Consider the following 15,799-nt stretch of genomic DNA (forward strand, 5'->3'; position numbering starts at 1 on the left):
CATGCGCGCCTTCATCGCACACAACCCCAAGCGCCGCCTGGCGCTGCGTCAGTTCACCGTGCTGGCGGCCGGCGCGGCCCTCGCCTGCATTGCGCACGGCGAGGGCCCGGCGGTCATCCGCGTGCACGCGCGCAAGTTCACTTTCACGCCCGACAAGATCACGCTCAAGCGCGGCGTGCCTGTGGTGTTCGAGCTGACCGGGCAAGACATCCTGATGGGCTTTTCGATTCCGGATTTCAACGTACGGGCCGATGTGGTGCCGGGGCAGACCGTGCGGCTGGCGCTCACACCCGACAAGACGGGCACGTTCGATTTCCTGTGCGACATCTTCTGCGGCTCGGGCCACGAGACGATGAATGGAACGCTGACCGTCACCTGAAGCGCAGCGCCGCATACCCAACGCAAAACGCCCCGAACAGGTCGGGGCGTTTTCATCTGCGAGCGCGGTCTTAGGCCAGCGCGTCGCGCTCGGCCAAGGTCAGCAGCAGTTCGTCGAGTCGCTCCAGGGTGGAGGTCATGCCGTCCTTCAACCCCATGTCGATGACCTTCTGCACATCCTCCGGCGAGTTGTACAACACCACGGTCGTCACGAGGGTGCGTTCGTTCGCATCGGCAAAGGTGACATCCCAGCGCGCGCGAGGCAGATCAGGATTCACCGTGCCGGCTTCATCGGAAAAAGCATCAAGTGCCGCATAGCCGTCTATCGGATTGATCTTCTGATAGTCCAGGCGGCTCCAGAACGACTGTCCATCGGGGGTGATCATGGCGTAGTGCCAGTAGCCGCCCTCTTTGAATTCCATGTGCTTGGTCTTGGTGGTCAGCGGCTTGGGCGCAAACCACTGATCGAGCAGTTCGCGCTTGGTATGGCAATCCCACACAAGCTGGCGCTTCGCCGCGAACTCTCGCCTCACCGTGAGGCTGCTCTTTTGCATGTCGACCACGAAATCAAACCGAAGATCAGCCTTCACTGCCTTCTCCTTGGAGTTTCTCTAAGAGGTTGTCCAGATTGCGGTACCTGCTCGCCCAGATCGCGTGCTGTTGCTCAAACCAGCGCTCGGCGGCAGCCAGCTTCTTGCGCTCGAGCATGCACGTCCGGATTCGTCCGCTCTTTTCCGAGCGGACCAGCCCGACGCCTTCCAGCACCCGCATGTGCTTCATGAACGACGGCAGCGCCATGTCGAATGGCCCTGCCAGTTCACTGACCGTCGCGGGCCCTTCGCCGAGCCGTTGAATAACCGCCCTGCGCGTTGGGTCCGACAGCGCGTGAAATACCGCGTCTAGCGCAATTCCATTGTTATCCATTTGGCTAACTATACGCTTGAGAATCCGTCGATGCAAGCGCGCTCAACGACGCGTGCCGATGCGCGACATTGGTCCGCAAAAGTGTCCACATACCCATGCTAGGATGACTTTCCCCCCGGCAGCCGCCACACCGCACATGACGACCATCTACGCGACCCTCGGCGTGCAGCCGGACGCGACCCTGGACGAAATCAAGCGCGCTTACCGCCGCGCCGCAATGAAGTGGCACCCCGATCGCAACCCCGGCCGCGAAGCCGAGGCCTATGCGGCGTTCCAGGAGATCCGCGAGGCCTACGCCATCCTCTCCGACGCTGAGCAGCGGCGCGTCTACGACGAGGTCTTCGCGCAGGAAATGCAGCGTTGGCAAGCGGAGCGTGACGCACAGGAAGCACAGGAGCGCGAAGCGCAACGCGAGCGCGAACGCCTTGCGCAGGAACGCTACGAAACGATGGTCGCGACAGCCATGCGCTTTGCCGAGGATGGCCACAATCGCGACGTCCTGTTCGGCGTGCTGCTCGGTCGGGACTGCGATGCAGAACTGGCCGCGCGCATCGCCGACAGCGTGTGGGCCTTGCAGGAAGCGCGCCGCTCGCCCGAGCCTGCAACGGATGCGTCCGACACGTGCGCAGCCTCGACGCCCGAAGAACCAGCGTCCGCGCCCGACGAGCCAGCGTCGCCGCGCCGTGCGTTCGAATCGTTCTGGCATGGTTTGTTTGGTGTGCGGCAATAGCGTGCCGGATTCCCACGAGCGTGGGGCGGCGAGACACCATCCGACCGGCCATAGCCCCTGCTCAGACGAAGCAGCCATCGGCACACTCTGCGCCATCGTTTCCGTGCCATAGAGAAAGCGATCGAGGCTTGGAACCCCTCGCACATAACGGGCAAGCGCCGAGCATAGGTGCTTGTCCTCAACCGCTATGGCTTGGCTTCGTCTCCCTCATTGGGCGAGCCAGGCTTGTACGGCTTCGGCCGTGCCGATTGTTATGTGTCGGTGTTCCAAACCTGCCTGGGTTCGCCCGCCCTTTGCCCGCTGTGGAGCACGTCATACATCCACGACTGCGGTCGTATTGCACGTAACGTCGATATTCGCCGCTAACTGAACGTTGTACCGCAAGGAGTCGCTCGACGCGCCAACAACATGTGAATTCTTGTTGGGCTGATAGAAGTCGGGGCCTGTGCAAGCTAGCCTTGCCAGTTCCCCCGCGTTGGCCGCTGGTTGGCTCATTGCAAAACGCGGGTTCCATGACTTCTGTTGGAACACCGTCGATGGGCCACCGTCCTGCCTTGCTGAATGCGCGCACAGTTTCCGTCACGGGCCAAGGCCTGCCCGAGATTCTCGGCGAACCGGCGTTGGTGTTCTCCAAGCTCTCCGGCACCGAGCGGCTGTGCGAACTGTTCGAGTACGAAATCGAACTCAAGACCCCCGACGAACGCAACGTCCTCTACGGCCCCGGTGCCGACCTAGATACCAACGCCCTGCGCAGCCAGGAACTCACTGTCACCATCGCGTTGGACGGCACCGACGCCGGCACCCGAGAAATCAGCGGGCTTGTCACCGACATCGTCGGTCCCATCCCCGTCAACGGCGGCCGCCCACTCAAATATCGTCTCACGCTGCGCCCCTGGCTTTGGCTCGCCACGCTCAACCGCGACACCCGCATCTTCCAGCAGCAGACAGTGGTGGAGATTCTGGACACGCTGCTCGGAGGCTACATCTTCCCCGTCGAGCGCCGCCTCGACATCGCCCGCTATCCCAAGCGCGAATACCAAGTCCAATACAACGAGTCCGACTTCGAATTCTTCCAGCGCCTGACGCAGGAATGGGGCATCGCCTGGCACATCGAGCACAGTGACGCTGGCCGAGCAGGCGGGCGTGGCAGTGTCCAAGGCGCCGACGCATCCGCTGGTGGCAAGAGCCATGCGGGCTACGCCGCGAGAAGAATGGGTGGCGAAGGGAGAAAGACTGGCGCGCGGGGGAAGGTGGATTGGCTTTGCGGGAGCAACTGTGGCTGTTGGGTGGGATGCTTACCATGCGGGCGATGAGTACATGAAAGGAAATCGCCTCGTCGCGGTCTTGTATATGACCTCAAGCGCTTCTGGCCTCGCGGCAGCAGCGCTCCCGGTCGCAGCCGATATTTTCCCTCTGATATTTGGTGGGGTCCCGGTCTGGCCGGCCCTTGTAATCCTGTTTGGCGTGAACGTTGGCTTGGCGATGCTGGATGATCCCGCCACGCTCAAGTGGGTTCAGAAATGCCGCTTTGCCAAGCGGCCCGACCCCGACAAATATCACTCGATGGAAGCCGAGTGGAAGGAGTTTGTGCAATTGGGAATCGAAGTCAAGGACGAGGGCGTGAAATGAGATTTGCGCCAAAAGATGAGCGTATTTATTTTTACCAAAGAGGCAAGCCACTTGGAGAGTGGGAGCGAGAACACCGGCTGCACATTGACCAACCCGCGAGCGATGAGATTTTCGAGATTGGTAACGTCTACCGTATCGACTCGACGTGCCTGGAGATCACCGACGAATCGCAAACGCGTGTGCAGTTGGCCGGGATGCTGCTCTTGATCTGTGCAGTCGCGGTCGGATTTTCACTTTTCCTCGGGGCGATGTTTGCATCGACACCATTTCATGTCTCAGCCGAAGAGATGGGGGAGAATGGAAATTGGATTGCGACTGTATTTGGAACGATCCTCGGGCTTGCATCTTCTGCATTCTTCGGCCTAATTGGAGGCGACGCAGCCCGCCGCTATCTGCTTTCCCTCAAGCGCCGTCCCATCCGCCTGAATCGCAAGACGCGGCGCATCTACGCCATGCGCACCAAAGACCGCGAGGGCCTTTGGGAAGTGCCCTGGAGCAACGACGAGTTCTTTTGCATCGGCAAGCGTAGGGTGGGCGGCTTATCCACCAGCTATTCCATGTACGACATCCGCCACTACACACTGGATGCAAACGGCAACGTCGTGCGCGGCTTCGTGCTCGGGCGATTGATGTTCACGCTGGAGCAAGCCCAACAACAATGGGAGTACTACCGTCGCTACATGCAAGACGGCCCCGCCGATTTGCCCGAGCCGCACCGCTTCTGGAACCCCCGCGAATCGTTCTGGGAAGGCTTCAAGATTTGTCGCGAAGACAAGCTCTCCAGCCTGTTCAGTTCGCTCTTCGACTACGTCTTCTTCCCGTTCATGCTGCTGGACGCGACGGTACGCTGGCTTGTGCTTGCCACCTGTAGCGACCCGGTGTGGCCCGCCGAGATTGAGGCAGCCTGCAAGCCCGAACCCAACGACCCGTACGCCCGCCCCTACGCCGACGACTACATCGGTTTCGCCAGCGGACCAGGCGGCAGGCCCTCGCGGGCAGACCTGGAACGCGCGTGGGCACTGGAACCCCAGCGCAGGCGAGAGGGCGCGCTGACCCGATCCGAGGCAGAAGCCATCCTCAAGCAACAGAAATCCCAGGCGGTGTTTAACGCGATGATCGCGCCAACGCTCGATTCACCTGTCAAAAATTCAACATGACTCACGAACAAACGATCGCCACCGCTTCCGCAACAACCAGTACGGGCCCGTTGGCCTGGCGAGCAATCGAGATTGACCAGCACACCGACGAATGGAAGCTCAGCGTGCTGCTGATGGACGGTTTCATCACCGAAGCCGTCCATGATCAAGCGATCCAATTGCTTCAAGACACGAAGGCCGTCAGCACGAAGCGCATTCTCCTTGACGCCCCGCTGTTTGCCAGCCCTGGGGGCGCCATGCATTGGCTGGTCAAGCATGGTCTCGTGCCTGACGAGATGTTGGATGAGGTTGCATCCAAGGTCTTGAAGACGTCCGAAAGCGACGAAGACCTTGTGGCCGAGACCCGGCTAATTTCCTATTGTGAGCTGGATCCAGATCGTTTTCTGGAAAAAATCAGACCGATTTCGATCCGGATGAATCGGCGTAAAAGGCTGTGGCGCTTTGGCGGGTGGGCGACAGGGCTTGGCGTTGTGGCGGCGGCAGCAGCCTTCTACCTCGCCCCTCCCACCACGCCAGCCTGTAAATCGAAGGGGGCATCCGCATCCTTATTCAATATATCGATGAGTTCGTACTTGTCATCGATCGATGCAATACAGGCAGGACCTCCTGATTTGTCTAACATTCGGGAAATCGGATACGAAAACACTTCACGCTCCCGTGGATGCACGGTTGATGTCAAGGTCGGTGATTTGAAGACGACCGTTGGTTTTGTCATTCGCCCAGCGGCCGAGGGGGGCTCTGGTTTTGAGGTCGCTATGGTGCCCGCGGAGTTTGTTCAGACCCAATACGGTGGCGACCAACATAGCGAATCGCTGGGGGCGCCAATCGGAAACGAGAGGCTCCGCAAAGCGTTCATGGACGGCCTGGAGGTGTTGCAAAAGAAAGACCTTTCAGCCTCACCGACAAATAATCGGCAGGACCGGTTCGGCGTCAGCCATTCAAAAACATTGAGCCAGCGCGTGATGTCCTTGAGCCCCACGGCCGATTGCACCGAGAAATCGCCCACCCAACTGTCATGCCCTTTGCGCATCGCATACGAGGACCCGCTACTTGCAAAACTCTCGGAAAATGGCGTGCTTGAAATCGATGAGAAATTTACCTTTGAAAAGAAGGGGCAACTCGGTCGATGGCATGTGTCGGAGCAATTTGAGATTGAGTTTCTGGCTGCGTTGAGCAAGGCATTGGCAGCCGCGCCTAAGAGCCTATTCCCTGAAAGTACCGTCCAGGGGAACATCAAAGACAAGAAGTAAGGACAGCACAAGCATGGACGGAAGCATGATCACAGTGGGTTGCCCCCACTCCCATGGCGGCCACGTCACAACGGGCTCGCCAGAGAGCCTGCTCGATGGCAAACCAATCGCGCGGCGCACAGACTGGGTGGACTGCCCGATTCACGGGCCCAACAGGATCATCAAGGTGCGCTGCGATATGGAGGTGGACGGCGAGCCTGTTGCCACGCATGGGGACGAGACCGAGTGTGGCGCGGTGCTCATCGGGGATGGCTGCGCCATTGTGGATTGCAACCACAGCGCCATAGGTTCGCGTTGCTACCATCCATCGCTCGCCCCCCACCCCCGACCGGCGCGAGACGCGCGCAGCAGTACCAAGCCAGACCAGTGGGCGACTTCAGCGGCCACACGGCACGCCACACTGATCACCGCGCCCCCAACAACCGACACTCCGCCGACAACGCCAACAGATTCGGATCGCGCTCGCGATTGCGCTGCATCACCAGCACGATGTGCTGGCTGATCGCATAGCGCGCGGCCAGCGGAATCAGTTGCACCTTGGGGCTGAAATCGGCCACACGGCGCGGCAGCAGCGCATACCCGATACCGCCGCTCACAAGGTTCATGAGCGAGAAGATGTCGCCCACGCGCAGCGCGATCTGCGGGGCAAAGCCGGCCTTGTCGAAGGCGGCCATGAAGTCGTGGTACGTCGCAAAGTCATCGCCGAGTGCGACGAACTTTTCGCTGCGCACCGTCTGCAAGTCGATCTCGGCCGATGCGGCATACGGGGAGCCAAGCGGTGCGGCAAACAGAATCTCATCGTCGAACATCGGCACGGTCAGCAGATCGGGATTGCGCAGCGGCTCGCCCAGCGCGATGACGATGGCGTCGAGTTGCCCGTCTTCCAGCTTGGCAAGCAGGCTGCGGTTCGAGCCGAGGGTCAGTTCGATGTCGAGCGCGGAGCGGCGCGTTTTCAGGCCTGCAAAGATGCGCGGCAACGTGCCGACGGTCATCGAATAGAGCCCGCCGATCTTCAGCGTCGTTGACGAAAAGCCTGCAGCTTCGCGCGTGCGGCGCACACCGGCTTCGCACTCGGCCAGGATCCGTTCCACGTGCTCGGCAAACACGTAGGCGGTGGACAGCGGAATCAGCTTGCGCCCATCGCGTTTGAACAGGGGGCAACGCAAACCCTCTTCCAGCGAGTGCAGCGCGCGGTGCACGCTCACCGTGCTTTGCCCCAACGCCTCCGACACGCGGGCCATGTTGCCCAGCGTCATGAACGACTGGAAGACTTCGAGCTTCTTCAGGGTGATGTCTTCATCGATTGCCATGGCAGGGTCTCCTCCGCGCACGTTCTGTGGATGCGCTGCGATCGGTTTCCCACCATTGTTTCATTAACTTGAAGCTAACGAAACCGCGCCTAGGTTGATTGAAGTGCGCCTTTTTACGGCATACGGTACAGGGCATTCGATCCAACAAGGCTGGAGACGCCACCCATGCAACCGATGCCCACCCAATCGGCAAACGGGGCCAATGCACCCATCCCGCCCCAGTGGCGCCGGCGGCGCGATGAGAAGGAACGCCGCCTGACTGCAGCGCGCCGCATTGCAAACGGCAAGGTGATTCCGACTGGCGACATCGTCGCCGCGCTCGAAACGCTGCTCGCCCCCGGCGACCGCGTCGTGCTGGAAGGCAACAACCAGAAGCAGGCGGATTTCCTCTCGCGCTCACTCGCCAAGGTGAACCCCGAGCGCCTGCACGATCTGCACATGATCATGCCGAGCGTGAGCCGCGCCGAACACCTCGACATTTTCGAAGCCGGCATCGCGCACAAACTCGACTTCTCGTTTGCGGGGCCGCAGAGCCTGCGCATCAGCCAGTTGCTGGCCGACGGCCTGCTGGAAGTCGGCGCCATCCACACCTACATCGAGCTGTATGCACGGCTGGTGGTGGACCTGATTCCGAATGTCTCGCTGGTGGCTGGTTTCAAGGCCGACCGCGACGGCAACATCTACACCGGCCCCAGCACGGAAGACACGCCAGCGCTGGTCGAGCCCACCGCGTTTTCCGACGGCATCGTGATCGTGCAGGTCAACGAGATCGTCGATGACCCGGCCGACCTGCCGCGCGTCGACATTCCCGGCTCGTGGGTCGACTTCATCGTGCAGGCCGACAAGCCGTTCTACATCGAGCCGCTCTTCACGCGCGACCCGCGCCTGATCAAGCCCGTGCACGTGCTGATGGCGATGATGGCCATTCGCGGCATCTACCAGCGGCACAACGTGCAGTCGCTCAACCACGGCATCGGCTTCAACACAGCCGCCATCGAGCTGATCCTGCCGACCTACGGCGAGCGCCTGGGCCTCAAGGGCAAGATCTGCCGCAACTGGACGCTGAATCCGCATCCGACGCTGATTCCCGCCATCGAATCCGGCTGGGTGGAAAGCGTGCATTGCTTCGGCACCGAACTGGGCATGGAGCGCTACGTGGCCGCACGCCCCGATGTGTTCTTCACCGGGCGTGACGGCTCGCTGCGCTCGAACCGCATGCTGTGCCAGCTCGCCGGCCAATATGCGGTGGACCTCTTCATTGGCGCGACGCTGCAGGTGGATGGCGACGGGCATTCGTCCACCGTCACGCGCGGGCGGCTGGCCGGCTTTGGCGGCGCGCCCAACATGGGCCACGACCCGCGCGGCCGCCGTCACGCCACGCCCGCGTGGCTCGACATGACCGAGCCGGTGACGATGCTCGAGCGCGGCAAGAAGCTCGTCGTACAGATGGTCGAAACGTTCCAGGAGGGCGGCAAGCCCACCTTTGTCGACACGCTGGATGCAGTGGCCGTGGCGAAGCAAAGCGGCATGCCGCTCGCGCCCATCATGATCTACGGCGACGACGTCACCCACCTGCTGACCGAAGACGGCATCGCGTATCTCTACAAGGCCCGTTCGCTGGAAGAGCGGCGCGCCATGATTGCCGCGGTGGCGGGTGTCACGTCGATCGGCCTGCGGCATGACCCATCCAAGACCGAACAGATGCGCCGCGACGGCCTGATCGCGCTGCCCGAAGACCTCGACGTGCGCCGCAGCGATGCCAGACGCGAGCTGCTCGCCGCCAAGAGCATCGCCGACCTCGTCGAATGGTCCGGCGGTCTGTACGATCCGCCTGCGCGCTTCCGGAGCTGGTAATGGAACACACCCTCAACCGGCCCCTGCCCGCCAGCCCGAAAGCGCGCGCGAAGCGATTGGCCGCATTGGTCGAATCTGCCCTCATCGACGAGGTGACGCTGTCGCCCAAGCCCGGCCTGGTCGATGTGCGCGGCAACGGCGCGCATCACGATCTGGACTGGACGCTGATGGTGCATTCGGCGCAAAGCCTGCGTCCGGCGTTCGAAGCCATGGCGCTGGCCGGCGCACAGCTCGACGCACCGCTTGCGTTGCGCGAACGCATCGGCCGCCTCGGCCGTGAAGGCGAGGCGGCCATGCTCGATGCCACCGGCGGCATCAACACGCACCGCGGCGCCATCTGGGCGCTCGGCCTGCTGGTGACCGCCGCCGCGCAGGCGCCGCATGCCTTGGGCGCCGCGGCAGTGGCGAATCGCGCCGCGCGTCTGGCGAACATCCCCGACCGCTTCGCCCCCGTCTCGACCGGCCACAAGGGCGAGCGCGCCTGCAACGACTACGGCGTCGGCGGCGCCAAGGGCCAAGCCTGTGCGGGGTTCCCGCATGTCGTCAAGGTGGCACTGCCTGCGCTGCGCGAAGCGCGTGCGGCCGGCATCCGTGAAGACCACGCCCGCGTGGATGCATTGCTCGCCGTCATGGCCGCGCTGGACGACACCTGCGTGCTCGCACGCGGCGGTGCCCAAGCACTGCGCGTTGTGCAAGCGGGCGCGGCCGCCGTGCGTGCAGAAGGCGGCCTTGCAACACCGCAGGGCCGACGCGCATTCCGCTCGCTCGAACACGACATGCTGGCCCTGCACGTGTCACCCGGCGGCGCCGCCGACTTGCTGGCCGCCGCCCTCTTTCTCGACCGCCTGCCCGCAAGCACGCCCGCAGTGTCCGACACCGAATCCGCTCATCAGGAAACCGAACATGGAGCGTCTTGACTTTCAATTCACCGGCGGCGCCCCCGCCAGCCGCCGCGCGTATGCCGGCGTGGTCGGCTCGGGCGACCTCGAAGTGTTGTTGACGCCGGGCAACGCCGGCCAGATCGACGTGGCCATCACCACGTCCGTCAATGGCATGAGCGCGACGTGGCAGGCGCAGCTTGCGCGTGTGTTCGGCTCGCACGCGTGGCCGGCGGCCAAGATCATCATCAACGACTTCGGCGCGACACCGGCCGTGGTGCGGTTGCGGCTTGAGCAGGCGCTTGAATCGCTTAACGCGCTCGGGTCATAAGGAGAAGCCATGTCACGCAACCCGATTGAACGCGACAGCTTTATCGAACGCGATGCGCGCCGACGCGCCATTGCCCTGCTCGACCCCGGCACCTTCCGAGAGCTGCTGGACCCGTTCGAACAATTGACCTCGCCGTGGCTGCCGCGTCAGGGCATCGTCACGCAGGCCGATGATGGCGTCGTCGTGGCGCGGGGCACGCTGGGCGGGCAGCCCGCGGTGGTGCTCGCCATCGAGGGTGCATTCCAGGGCGGCAGCATGGGCGAGGTGTCCGGGGCCAAGATTGCCGGCGCGCTCGAACTGGCGGCGGAAGACAACCGCAACGGCGTGCCGACGCGCGCGGTCATCGTCTTCGAGACCGGCGGAGTGCGGCTGCAGGAGGCCAACCTGGGCCTTGCCGCCATTGCTGAAATCCATGCAGGCATCCGTGCGCTGCGCGAGTACGGGCCAGTGATCGGCATCACCGCAGGCGTGGTCGGCTGCTTTGGCGGCATGAGCATCGCCGCGGGCCTGTGCAGCTATCTGCTGATGACGCGCGAGGCGCGCCTCGGCCTGAACGGCCCGCAGGTGATCGAACAGGAAGCCGGCATCGAAGAATACGACTCGCGCGACCGCCCCTTCATCTGGAGCCTCACCGGCGGCGAGCAACGCGCCGCCACCGGCCTGGCCGATGTCTGCATCGAAGACGATTCCGTCACGATCCGCGCACAAGTGATCGAGTGGCTGCGTGCCGGCACACCCGCGCGCCAGCGCAGCGAGCAGATCGACCACTACCTCGCACAACTCGCCGCTGTCGACACGTCGCGCCAAGCCACGGCAGAGGATGTACGCGCGCACTACGCAAAGGACGTCGCATGAGCCAGAACGAACTTTCCACGCGCGGCGCGACCTGGATGCGCGCGCTCGCCGTCGGCACACCGGTGCCGGGTTACGGCAGCACGCTGCAAGTCGTCGATGCCGCGCTCGCGGGCCAGCCCGCGCGCTACATCGCCGTCGTGCCCGATGCCGAGAACCGCTTCCCTCGCGCACGCAACGGTGAAGTCGGCCTCGTCGAAGGCTGGCAGCTCGCGCGTGCCGTGCGCGATGTCATGACTGCAGATGCCGCGCAGGAAAAGAAGCGCGCCATCGTCGCCGTCATCGATGTGGCAAGCCAAGCCTACGGCCGCCGCGAGGAGGCCTACGGCATCCACCTCGCGCTGGCTGCAGCGGCGGACGCCTACGCTGCCGCACGCCTGGCCGGCCACCCCGTCATCGGCCTCATCGTCGGCCGCGCCATGTCGGGCGCATTGCTCGCGCACGGCTACCAGGCCAATCGCCTGCTCGCACTGGACGACGCCGACGTGATGGTGCACGCAATGGGCAAGGCCGCAGCCGCGCGCGTAACGCTGCGCTCCGTGGCCGACCTGGAACGCCTCGCACAAGAGATTCCGCCCATGGCCTACGACATCGCCAGCTTCGCGTCGCTCGGGTTGCTGTGGAAACTGCTGAAGGTGCAATCCGCCGACGCACCCGACGCCAGCGACGTCGACACCGTGCAGACCGCACTCGCCGCAGCACTGGCCGACATCGCAGCCGACCCATCACGCGGCCTGGAAAGCCGCCTGGGCGCACCGCTGCGCAACGCATCGTCGGAAGTCCGCAAACGCCTGCGCGAGCAATGGAACGCCCAGCCAGAAGGCGCATAACGAATAGGAAGCACATCACGGCGCGAACCTAAAGCACCAGATGGTGTGGCCGTGCCCTGCCCTAGATGGCGCCTTGAATTTCTGTTGGAGGGAGGAAAAAGAGAGGAGGCTGTTTGAGCGAAGCGAGTTTGCCTCCTCTCCCTCCCTGCGACAGAAATTCAAGGAATCTTTCGCCATCTCGGGCGCGCCTTTCTTTGCCTACTTTCTTTGGCAAGACAAAGAAAGTAGGTCAGCCCCGGCAGGGGATGAAACAAGGGATGCACCACCAACGCAATCAACGCAATCAACGCAATCAACGCCAAACAACCAGTCCTCAACCCTCGATCACCCAAACACCACAACAGGCGACCCATCGCCGTTCCTTCAGGAGACAAAGACGTGATCATCTACGGTACAACCCTGCTGGCGCTCTGTCATATCGCCGGCCTCTTCCTGGGCGACCTGCTCGGCCAGGCCATCGGCGTGAAGGCCAACGTGGGCGGCGTGGGCATCGCCATGCTGCTGCTCATCTTCGCGCGGCTCTACCTGCACAAGCGCGGCCTGATGCCCGCCGCCACCGAGGCGGGCGTCTCATTCTGGGGCGCGATGTACATCCCCGTAGTGGTGGCCATGGCAGCCACGCAGAACGTCGTCACGGCACTGCGCGGCGGCCCCGTTGCGTTGCTCGGTGCCATCGGCGCGGTGATCGTGTGCGGTGCGTGCATCGCGGTCATCAACCGCACAGGCAAGGCAGAAAACCGACAACCCCTGCCGCCACTGCCTGAATCCGAACAAGCCCGCGCCTAAGGAGCCGCACCATGCTGTCAATGCTAGAGAAAGTTCTGCAGCACAACGGGCTGGTCGCGGCGTTCGCGCTGGTCGGCATCGTCATGGGTCTGTCGATGTGGGTGTCCAAGAAGCTGACGTTCGGGCGCGTGCACGGCTCGGCCATCGCCATCATGATCGGGCTGGTGCTCGCCTATTGGGGCGGCATGCAGACCGGCGGCGAGCGTGGCCTGGCCGACCTGAAGCTGTTCGGCGGGATCGGTCTGATGGGCGGGGCCATGCTGCGCGACTTCGCCATCGTGGCGACGGCCTTTGAAGTGCAGGTGACCGAGGCACGCAAGGCCGGCATGATCGGCGCCATCTCGCTGCTGCTGGGAACGGTGCTGCCGTTCATCGTCGGCGCCTGCGTTGCCTACGCCTTCGGTTACACCGATCCGGTGAGCGTCACCACCATCGGCGCAGGCGCCGTCACGTACATCGTCGGACCGGTGACTGGTGCGGCGCTGGGCGCCACCTCCGATGTGATGGCGCTGTCGATTGCGACGGGCCTCGTCAAGGCGATCCTGGTGATGGTCGGCACGCCGTTCGCGGCCAAGGCGCTCGGCCTGAACAACCCGCGCGCGGCCATGGTGTTCGGCGGATTGGCGGGTACGGTCAGCGGGGTGTCGGCGGGCCTGGCCGCCACGGATCGGCGGCTGGTGCCGTACGGCTCACTGGTGGCGACGTTCCATACGGGCCTCGGCTGCCTGCTCGGACCGTCGATCCTGTTCCTGGCCACCCAAGCGCTGCTGCGATGACAGCCACGCCGCTGCGCGCGCACGATCTGCTGTGGGTGTCTGAGACACCCGTGGCGACGGATGGCGCGCCCTTGCCGGACTGGGCCATCACGGTATGCCGGCAAGGGGCGCCAGTCGTGGTGCGACGCGCACCGCGCGGCGCCGATGGTTCCGTCCCGGTCGGCCTGCGCGGTGGCGCACGGCATGAACGCTGCGCGGCGACGGCAGCTGCCAACAGCATCACGCGTGTCGTCTCGCCCGAGGCGCTGGCAACCGAAGCGGCCGCCATCGCACACGACGCGCCATTCGCGGCGCTGCGCACCTTGCGCGCGCTGGCACCAGGACTCAACGCACTCGGCTGGGCGTGGGGGCCGACGGGCGGCGCCGGCTTTGCGCTCGCCAGCGGGCTGCCTGTGCTGCATGCGCAGAGCGATCTCGACCTCGTTGTGCGCATGCCGCGTGCCCCGTCGACTGCGCAACGCGATCAGCTCGTCCGCCTGTTGAGCGATACCGAGTGCCGCGTCGATTTGCAGATCGACACCGGCTGCGGCGGCTTCGCGTTACGCGACTGGCTGGCGTCGCCGCATCAAACGTTGCTCAAGACCGACCACGGCCCCCGGCTCGTCGCAGACCCATGGAGCAACGCGGCATGAGCATCCTGTTCATGTTTCCCGGCCAGGGCAGCCAGCGCGCGGGCATGTTGCATGCGCTGCCTGATGACCCCGCTGTTGCGCAGACGTTGACCGAAGCTGGCGACGTGCTCGGCGTCGATCCGCTCACGCTCGATACCACAGAGGCGTTGCGGTCGACGGTCGCCGTACAGCTTTGTCTCCTGATTGCCTGCGTGGCCGTGGCCCGCACGCTGACTCGACAGTACGCAGGACCGGACATGGTGGCGGGCCTGTCCATTGGCGCGTGGCCTGCGGCGGTTGTAGCCGGCGTGCTGGAGTTCAGCGATGCGCTGCGCCTGGTGCGCCTGCGGGCTCAGCTCATGGAAGACGCTTACCCCAGCGGTTACGGCATGGTCGCCATCATCGGCCTCGCCGAACCGGAGGTCAGCGGCATCGTTGCGCAAGTCAACGCCACCGCCACGCCGGCCTATGTCGCCAACGTGAATGCGGAACGGCAGATCGTCGTGGCCGGCAACGACGCAGCGCTCGCGCGCGTCGCCGAGCGTGCGCTGGCCCACGGCGCGTCGAAGGCGACGCGGTTGTGCATGGCGGTGCCGTCGCACTGCCCGTTGCTGGGCGCGCAGGCCGCCGAGCTTGCGGCCGCCGCGGCAAAGGCCACCGCCCACGCGCCACAGATCACCTACGTCAGCAGCAGCCGCGCGCGTGCGCTGTTCCGCGCCAATCTCATCGTCGAAGATCTCGCCTGGAACATGGCGCGGCCGGTGTTGTGGCACGACACGCTACGGCATGCGCTGGAACGCGGCGCAAACATGGCGGTGGAGGTGCCGGGTGGCGGCGCTCTGGCGCGCCTGGCGCAGGGTGTGTTTGCCGCAGAGGCCGTGTTGGATGCGGGCGCCGGGCTGGATGCGGTGCGAGTGCGGATACGGCGAAAACGCCGCGGGGATGGCGTTTGAATGTCTGCCCGATGGACTTTTCAGCGGCATTCCGGCATCGTTGCGCGCCGGATTTCATCGCTCGTGAGAGGCCCCGAAGTGCGCGTCCTGCCCCTTGCCGCCATCGCCGCCTTGTTCGCCTCCTCCGCATTGGCGGCCAGCACGCAAACCGCCGAAGACGAACTCGCAAGCTGGCACTACGTCGCACACTCATTGACGTATGGCGGCTATGAAACCGAAGGCCTGAGCTTTTACGCCAACTGCGAGTTCAAGCGGCTCTACGTTGCGGTATCCATGCGTGCGCAACCGCGGCAAAACGGTACGGCCCTCCGCCTCCAATTCGCTTCCGGCCCTCTTCGTTTAGCGATCCCGGCGCGCCTGCAAGTGTCCGACATGGAAGCGTATGCCGTGGGTGACGTGAAGTCGCGCGCGCTTCTACGCGTTGTTCCATACAGGCAAGCCGATCACGGTCAAAGTGGCCGGCGCCAACCCGCAGCTTCTGCAGCTCTCAGCGCGAAACGCCGACACCGGCGCCCGCCAGCTTGAAGCGGTTTGCCCGGTGGCGCACCAA

The 15,799-nt window shown here is 64.0% G+C and carries 20 protein-coding genes; 17 read left to right on the plus strand and 3 right to left on the minus strand.

Features of this window, described 5'->3' with window-relative positions; all coding sequences use genetic code 11:
- Position 1: 1 nt before the first annotated feature.
- Positions 2–379, plus strand: a complete 378-nt coding sequence (locus KHN96_RS02710) for a cupredoxin domain-containing protein (RefSeq protein ID WP_062738600.1) — start codon at positions 2–4, stop codon at positions 377–379.
- A gap of 70 nt (positions 380–449) precedes the next feature.
- On the opposite strand, the gene KHN96_RS02715 is transcribed toward KHN96_RS02710, so the two are convergent.
- Positions 450–968, minus strand: a complete 519-nt coding sequence (locus KHN96_RS02715) for an SRPBCC family protein (protein WP_062738599.1) — start codon at positions 966–968, stop codon at positions 450–452.
- The gene (locus KHN96_RS02720; RefSeq protein WP_062738598.1) at positions 958–1,302 is read right to left on the minus strand and encodes an ArsR/SmtB family transcription factor; all 345 of its coding nucleotides are present in this window, start codon (positions 1,300–1,302) and stop codon (positions 958–960) included. The genes KHN96_RS02715 and KHN96_RS02720 overlap by 11 nt, the downstream gene beginning before the upstream one ends.
- Before the next feature lie 136 nt (positions 1,303–1,438).
- Between KHN96_RS02720 and KHN96_RS02725 the strand changes: the two genes are divergently transcribed.
- From KHN96_RS02725 to KHN96_RS22970, 6 genes are all read left to right on the plus strand, one after another.
- A complete protein-coding gene (locus KHN96_RS02725) occupies positions 1,439–2,032 on the plus strand; it encodes a J domain-containing protein (protein WP_180964199.1) in 594 nt (197 codons plus the stop codon).
- Positions 2,033–2,544: 512 nt separating this feature from the next.
- On the plus strand, positions 2,545–3,345 hold the full coding sequence (locus tag KHN96_RS02730; RefSeq protein ID WP_238587568.1) for a phage late control D family protein: 801 nt from the start codon (positions 2,545–2,547) through the stop codon (positions 3,343–3,345).
- A gap of 4 nt (positions 3,346–3,349) precedes the next feature.
- Positions 3,350–3,661 carry a hypothetical protein gene (locus tag KHN96_RS02735; protein ID WP_062738595.1) on the plus strand — a complete coding sequence of 104 codons (312 nt, stop codon included), beginning with the start codon at positions 3,350–3,352 and terminating at the stop codon, positions 3,659–3,661.
- Positions 3,658–4,818 (plus strand): DUF6708 domain-containing protein, encoded by a 1,161-nt coding sequence (locus KHN96_RS02740; RefSeq protein ID WP_238587567.1) that lies wholly within the window; start codon positions 3,658–3,660, stop codon positions 4,816–4,818. The genes KHN96_RS02735 and KHN96_RS02740 overlap by 4 nt, the downstream gene beginning before the upstream one ends.
- On the plus strand, positions 4,815–6,068 hold the full coding sequence (locus KHN96_RS02745; RefSeq protein WP_062738594.1) for a hypothetical protein: 1,254 nt from the start codon (positions 4,815–4,817) through the stop codon (positions 6,066–6,068). Before KHN96_RS02740 ends, KHN96_RS02745 begins: the two co-directional genes overlap by 4 nt.
- Positions 6,069–6,093: 25 nt before the next feature.
- Positions 6,094–6,570 (plus strand): PAAR domain-containing protein, encoded by a 477-nt coding sequence (locus tag KHN96_RS22970; RefSeq protein WP_373995182.1) that lies wholly within the window; start codon positions 6,094–6,096, stop codon positions 6,568–6,570.
- Here the strand turns inward: KHN96_RS22970 and KHN96_RS02755 are convergent.
- Positions 6,473–7,378, minus strand: coding sequence for a LysR substrate-binding domain-containing protein (locus KHN96_RS02755; RefSeq protein ID WP_045219157.1), 906 nt, complete (start codon positions 7,376–7,378; stop codon positions 6,473–6,475). The two genes, KHN96_RS22970 and KHN96_RS02755, sit on opposite strands and share 98 nt — an antisense overlap.
- A 165-nt stretch (positions 7,379–7,543) precedes the next feature.
- Here KHN96_RS02755 and mdcA point away from each other — a divergent pair, with 165 nt between their 5' ends.
- From mdcA to KHN96_RS02805, 10 genes are all read left to right on the plus strand, one after another.
- Complete coding sequence (mdcA, locus tag KHN96_RS02760) at positions 7,544–9,232, plus strand: malonate decarboxylase subunit alpha (RefSeq protein ID WP_062738593.1); 1,689 nt, start codon at positions 7,544–7,546, stop codon at positions 9,230–9,232.
- Positions 9,232–10,149 carry a triphosphoribosyl-dephospho-CoA synthase gene (locus KHN96_RS02765; protein ID WP_062738592.1) on the plus strand — a complete coding sequence of 306 codons (918 nt, stop codon included), beginning with the start codon at positions 9,232–9,234 and terminating at the stop codon, positions 10,147–10,149. Before mdcA ends, KHN96_RS02765 begins: the two co-directional genes overlap by 1 nt.
- Entirely contained in the window at positions 10,136–10,441 is a 306-nt protein-coding gene (locus KHN96_RS02770; protein WP_062738591.1) for a malonate decarboxylase subunit delta, read from the plus strand. The genes KHN96_RS02765 and KHN96_RS02770 overlap by 14 nt, the downstream gene beginning before the upstream one ends.
- Before the next feature lie 9 nt (positions 10,442–10,450).
- A complete protein-coding gene (locus tag KHN96_RS02775) occupies positions 10,451–11,296 on the plus strand; it encodes a biotin-independent malonate decarboxylase subunit beta (protein ID WP_062738590.1) in 846 nt (281 codons plus the stop codon).
- The gene (gene mdcE, locus KHN96_RS02780) at positions 11,293–12,123 is read left to right on the plus strand and encodes a biotin-independent malonate decarboxylase subunit gamma (RefSeq protein WP_062738589.1); all 831 of its coding nucleotides are present in this window, start codon (positions 11,293–11,295) and stop codon (positions 12,121–12,123) included. Before KHN96_RS02775 ends, mdcE begins: the two co-directional genes overlap by 4 nt.
- 378 nt (positions 12,124–12,501) lie before the next feature.
- Positions 12,502–12,909, plus strand: a complete 408-nt coding sequence (madL, locus tag KHN96_RS02785) for a malonate transporter subunit MadL (RefSeq protein WP_027679642.1) — start codon at positions 12,502–12,504, stop codon at positions 12,907–12,909.
- An 11-nt stretch (positions 12,910–12,920) separates the two neighbouring features.
- Positions 12,921–13,685 carry a malonate transporter subunit MadM gene (madM, locus tag KHN96_RS02790; RefSeq protein ID WP_009240185.1) on the plus strand — a complete coding sequence of 255 codons (765 nt, stop codon included), beginning with the start codon at positions 12,921–12,923 and terminating at the stop codon, positions 13,683–13,685.
- Positions 13,682–14,317 (plus strand): malonate decarboxylase holo-ACP synthase, encoded by a 636-nt coding sequence (locus KHN96_RS02795; RefSeq protein ID WP_062738588.1) that lies wholly within the window; start codon positions 13,682–13,684, stop codon positions 14,315–14,317. Before madM ends, KHN96_RS02795 begins: the two co-directional genes overlap by 4 nt.
- Positions 14,314–15,249, plus strand: coding sequence for a malonate decarboxylase subunit epsilon (gene mdcH / locus KHN96_RS02800; protein WP_062738648.1), 936 nt, complete (start codon positions 14,314–14,316; stop codon positions 15,247–15,249). Before KHN96_RS02795 ends, mdcH begins: the two co-directional genes overlap by 4 nt.
- Positions 15,250–15,774, plus strand: coding sequence for a hypothetical protein (locus KHN96_RS02805; RefSeq protein WP_238587566.1), 525 nt, complete (start codon positions 15,250–15,252; stop codon positions 15,772–15,774).
- Positions 15,775–15,799 lie beyond the last annotated feature (25 nt).

This window comes from Ralstonia mannitolilytica, assembly GCF_905397375.1.
Taxonomy (GTDB): Bacteria; Pseudomonadota; Gammaproteobacteria; order Burkholderiales; family Burkholderiaceae; genus Ralstonia; species Ralstonia mannitolilytica.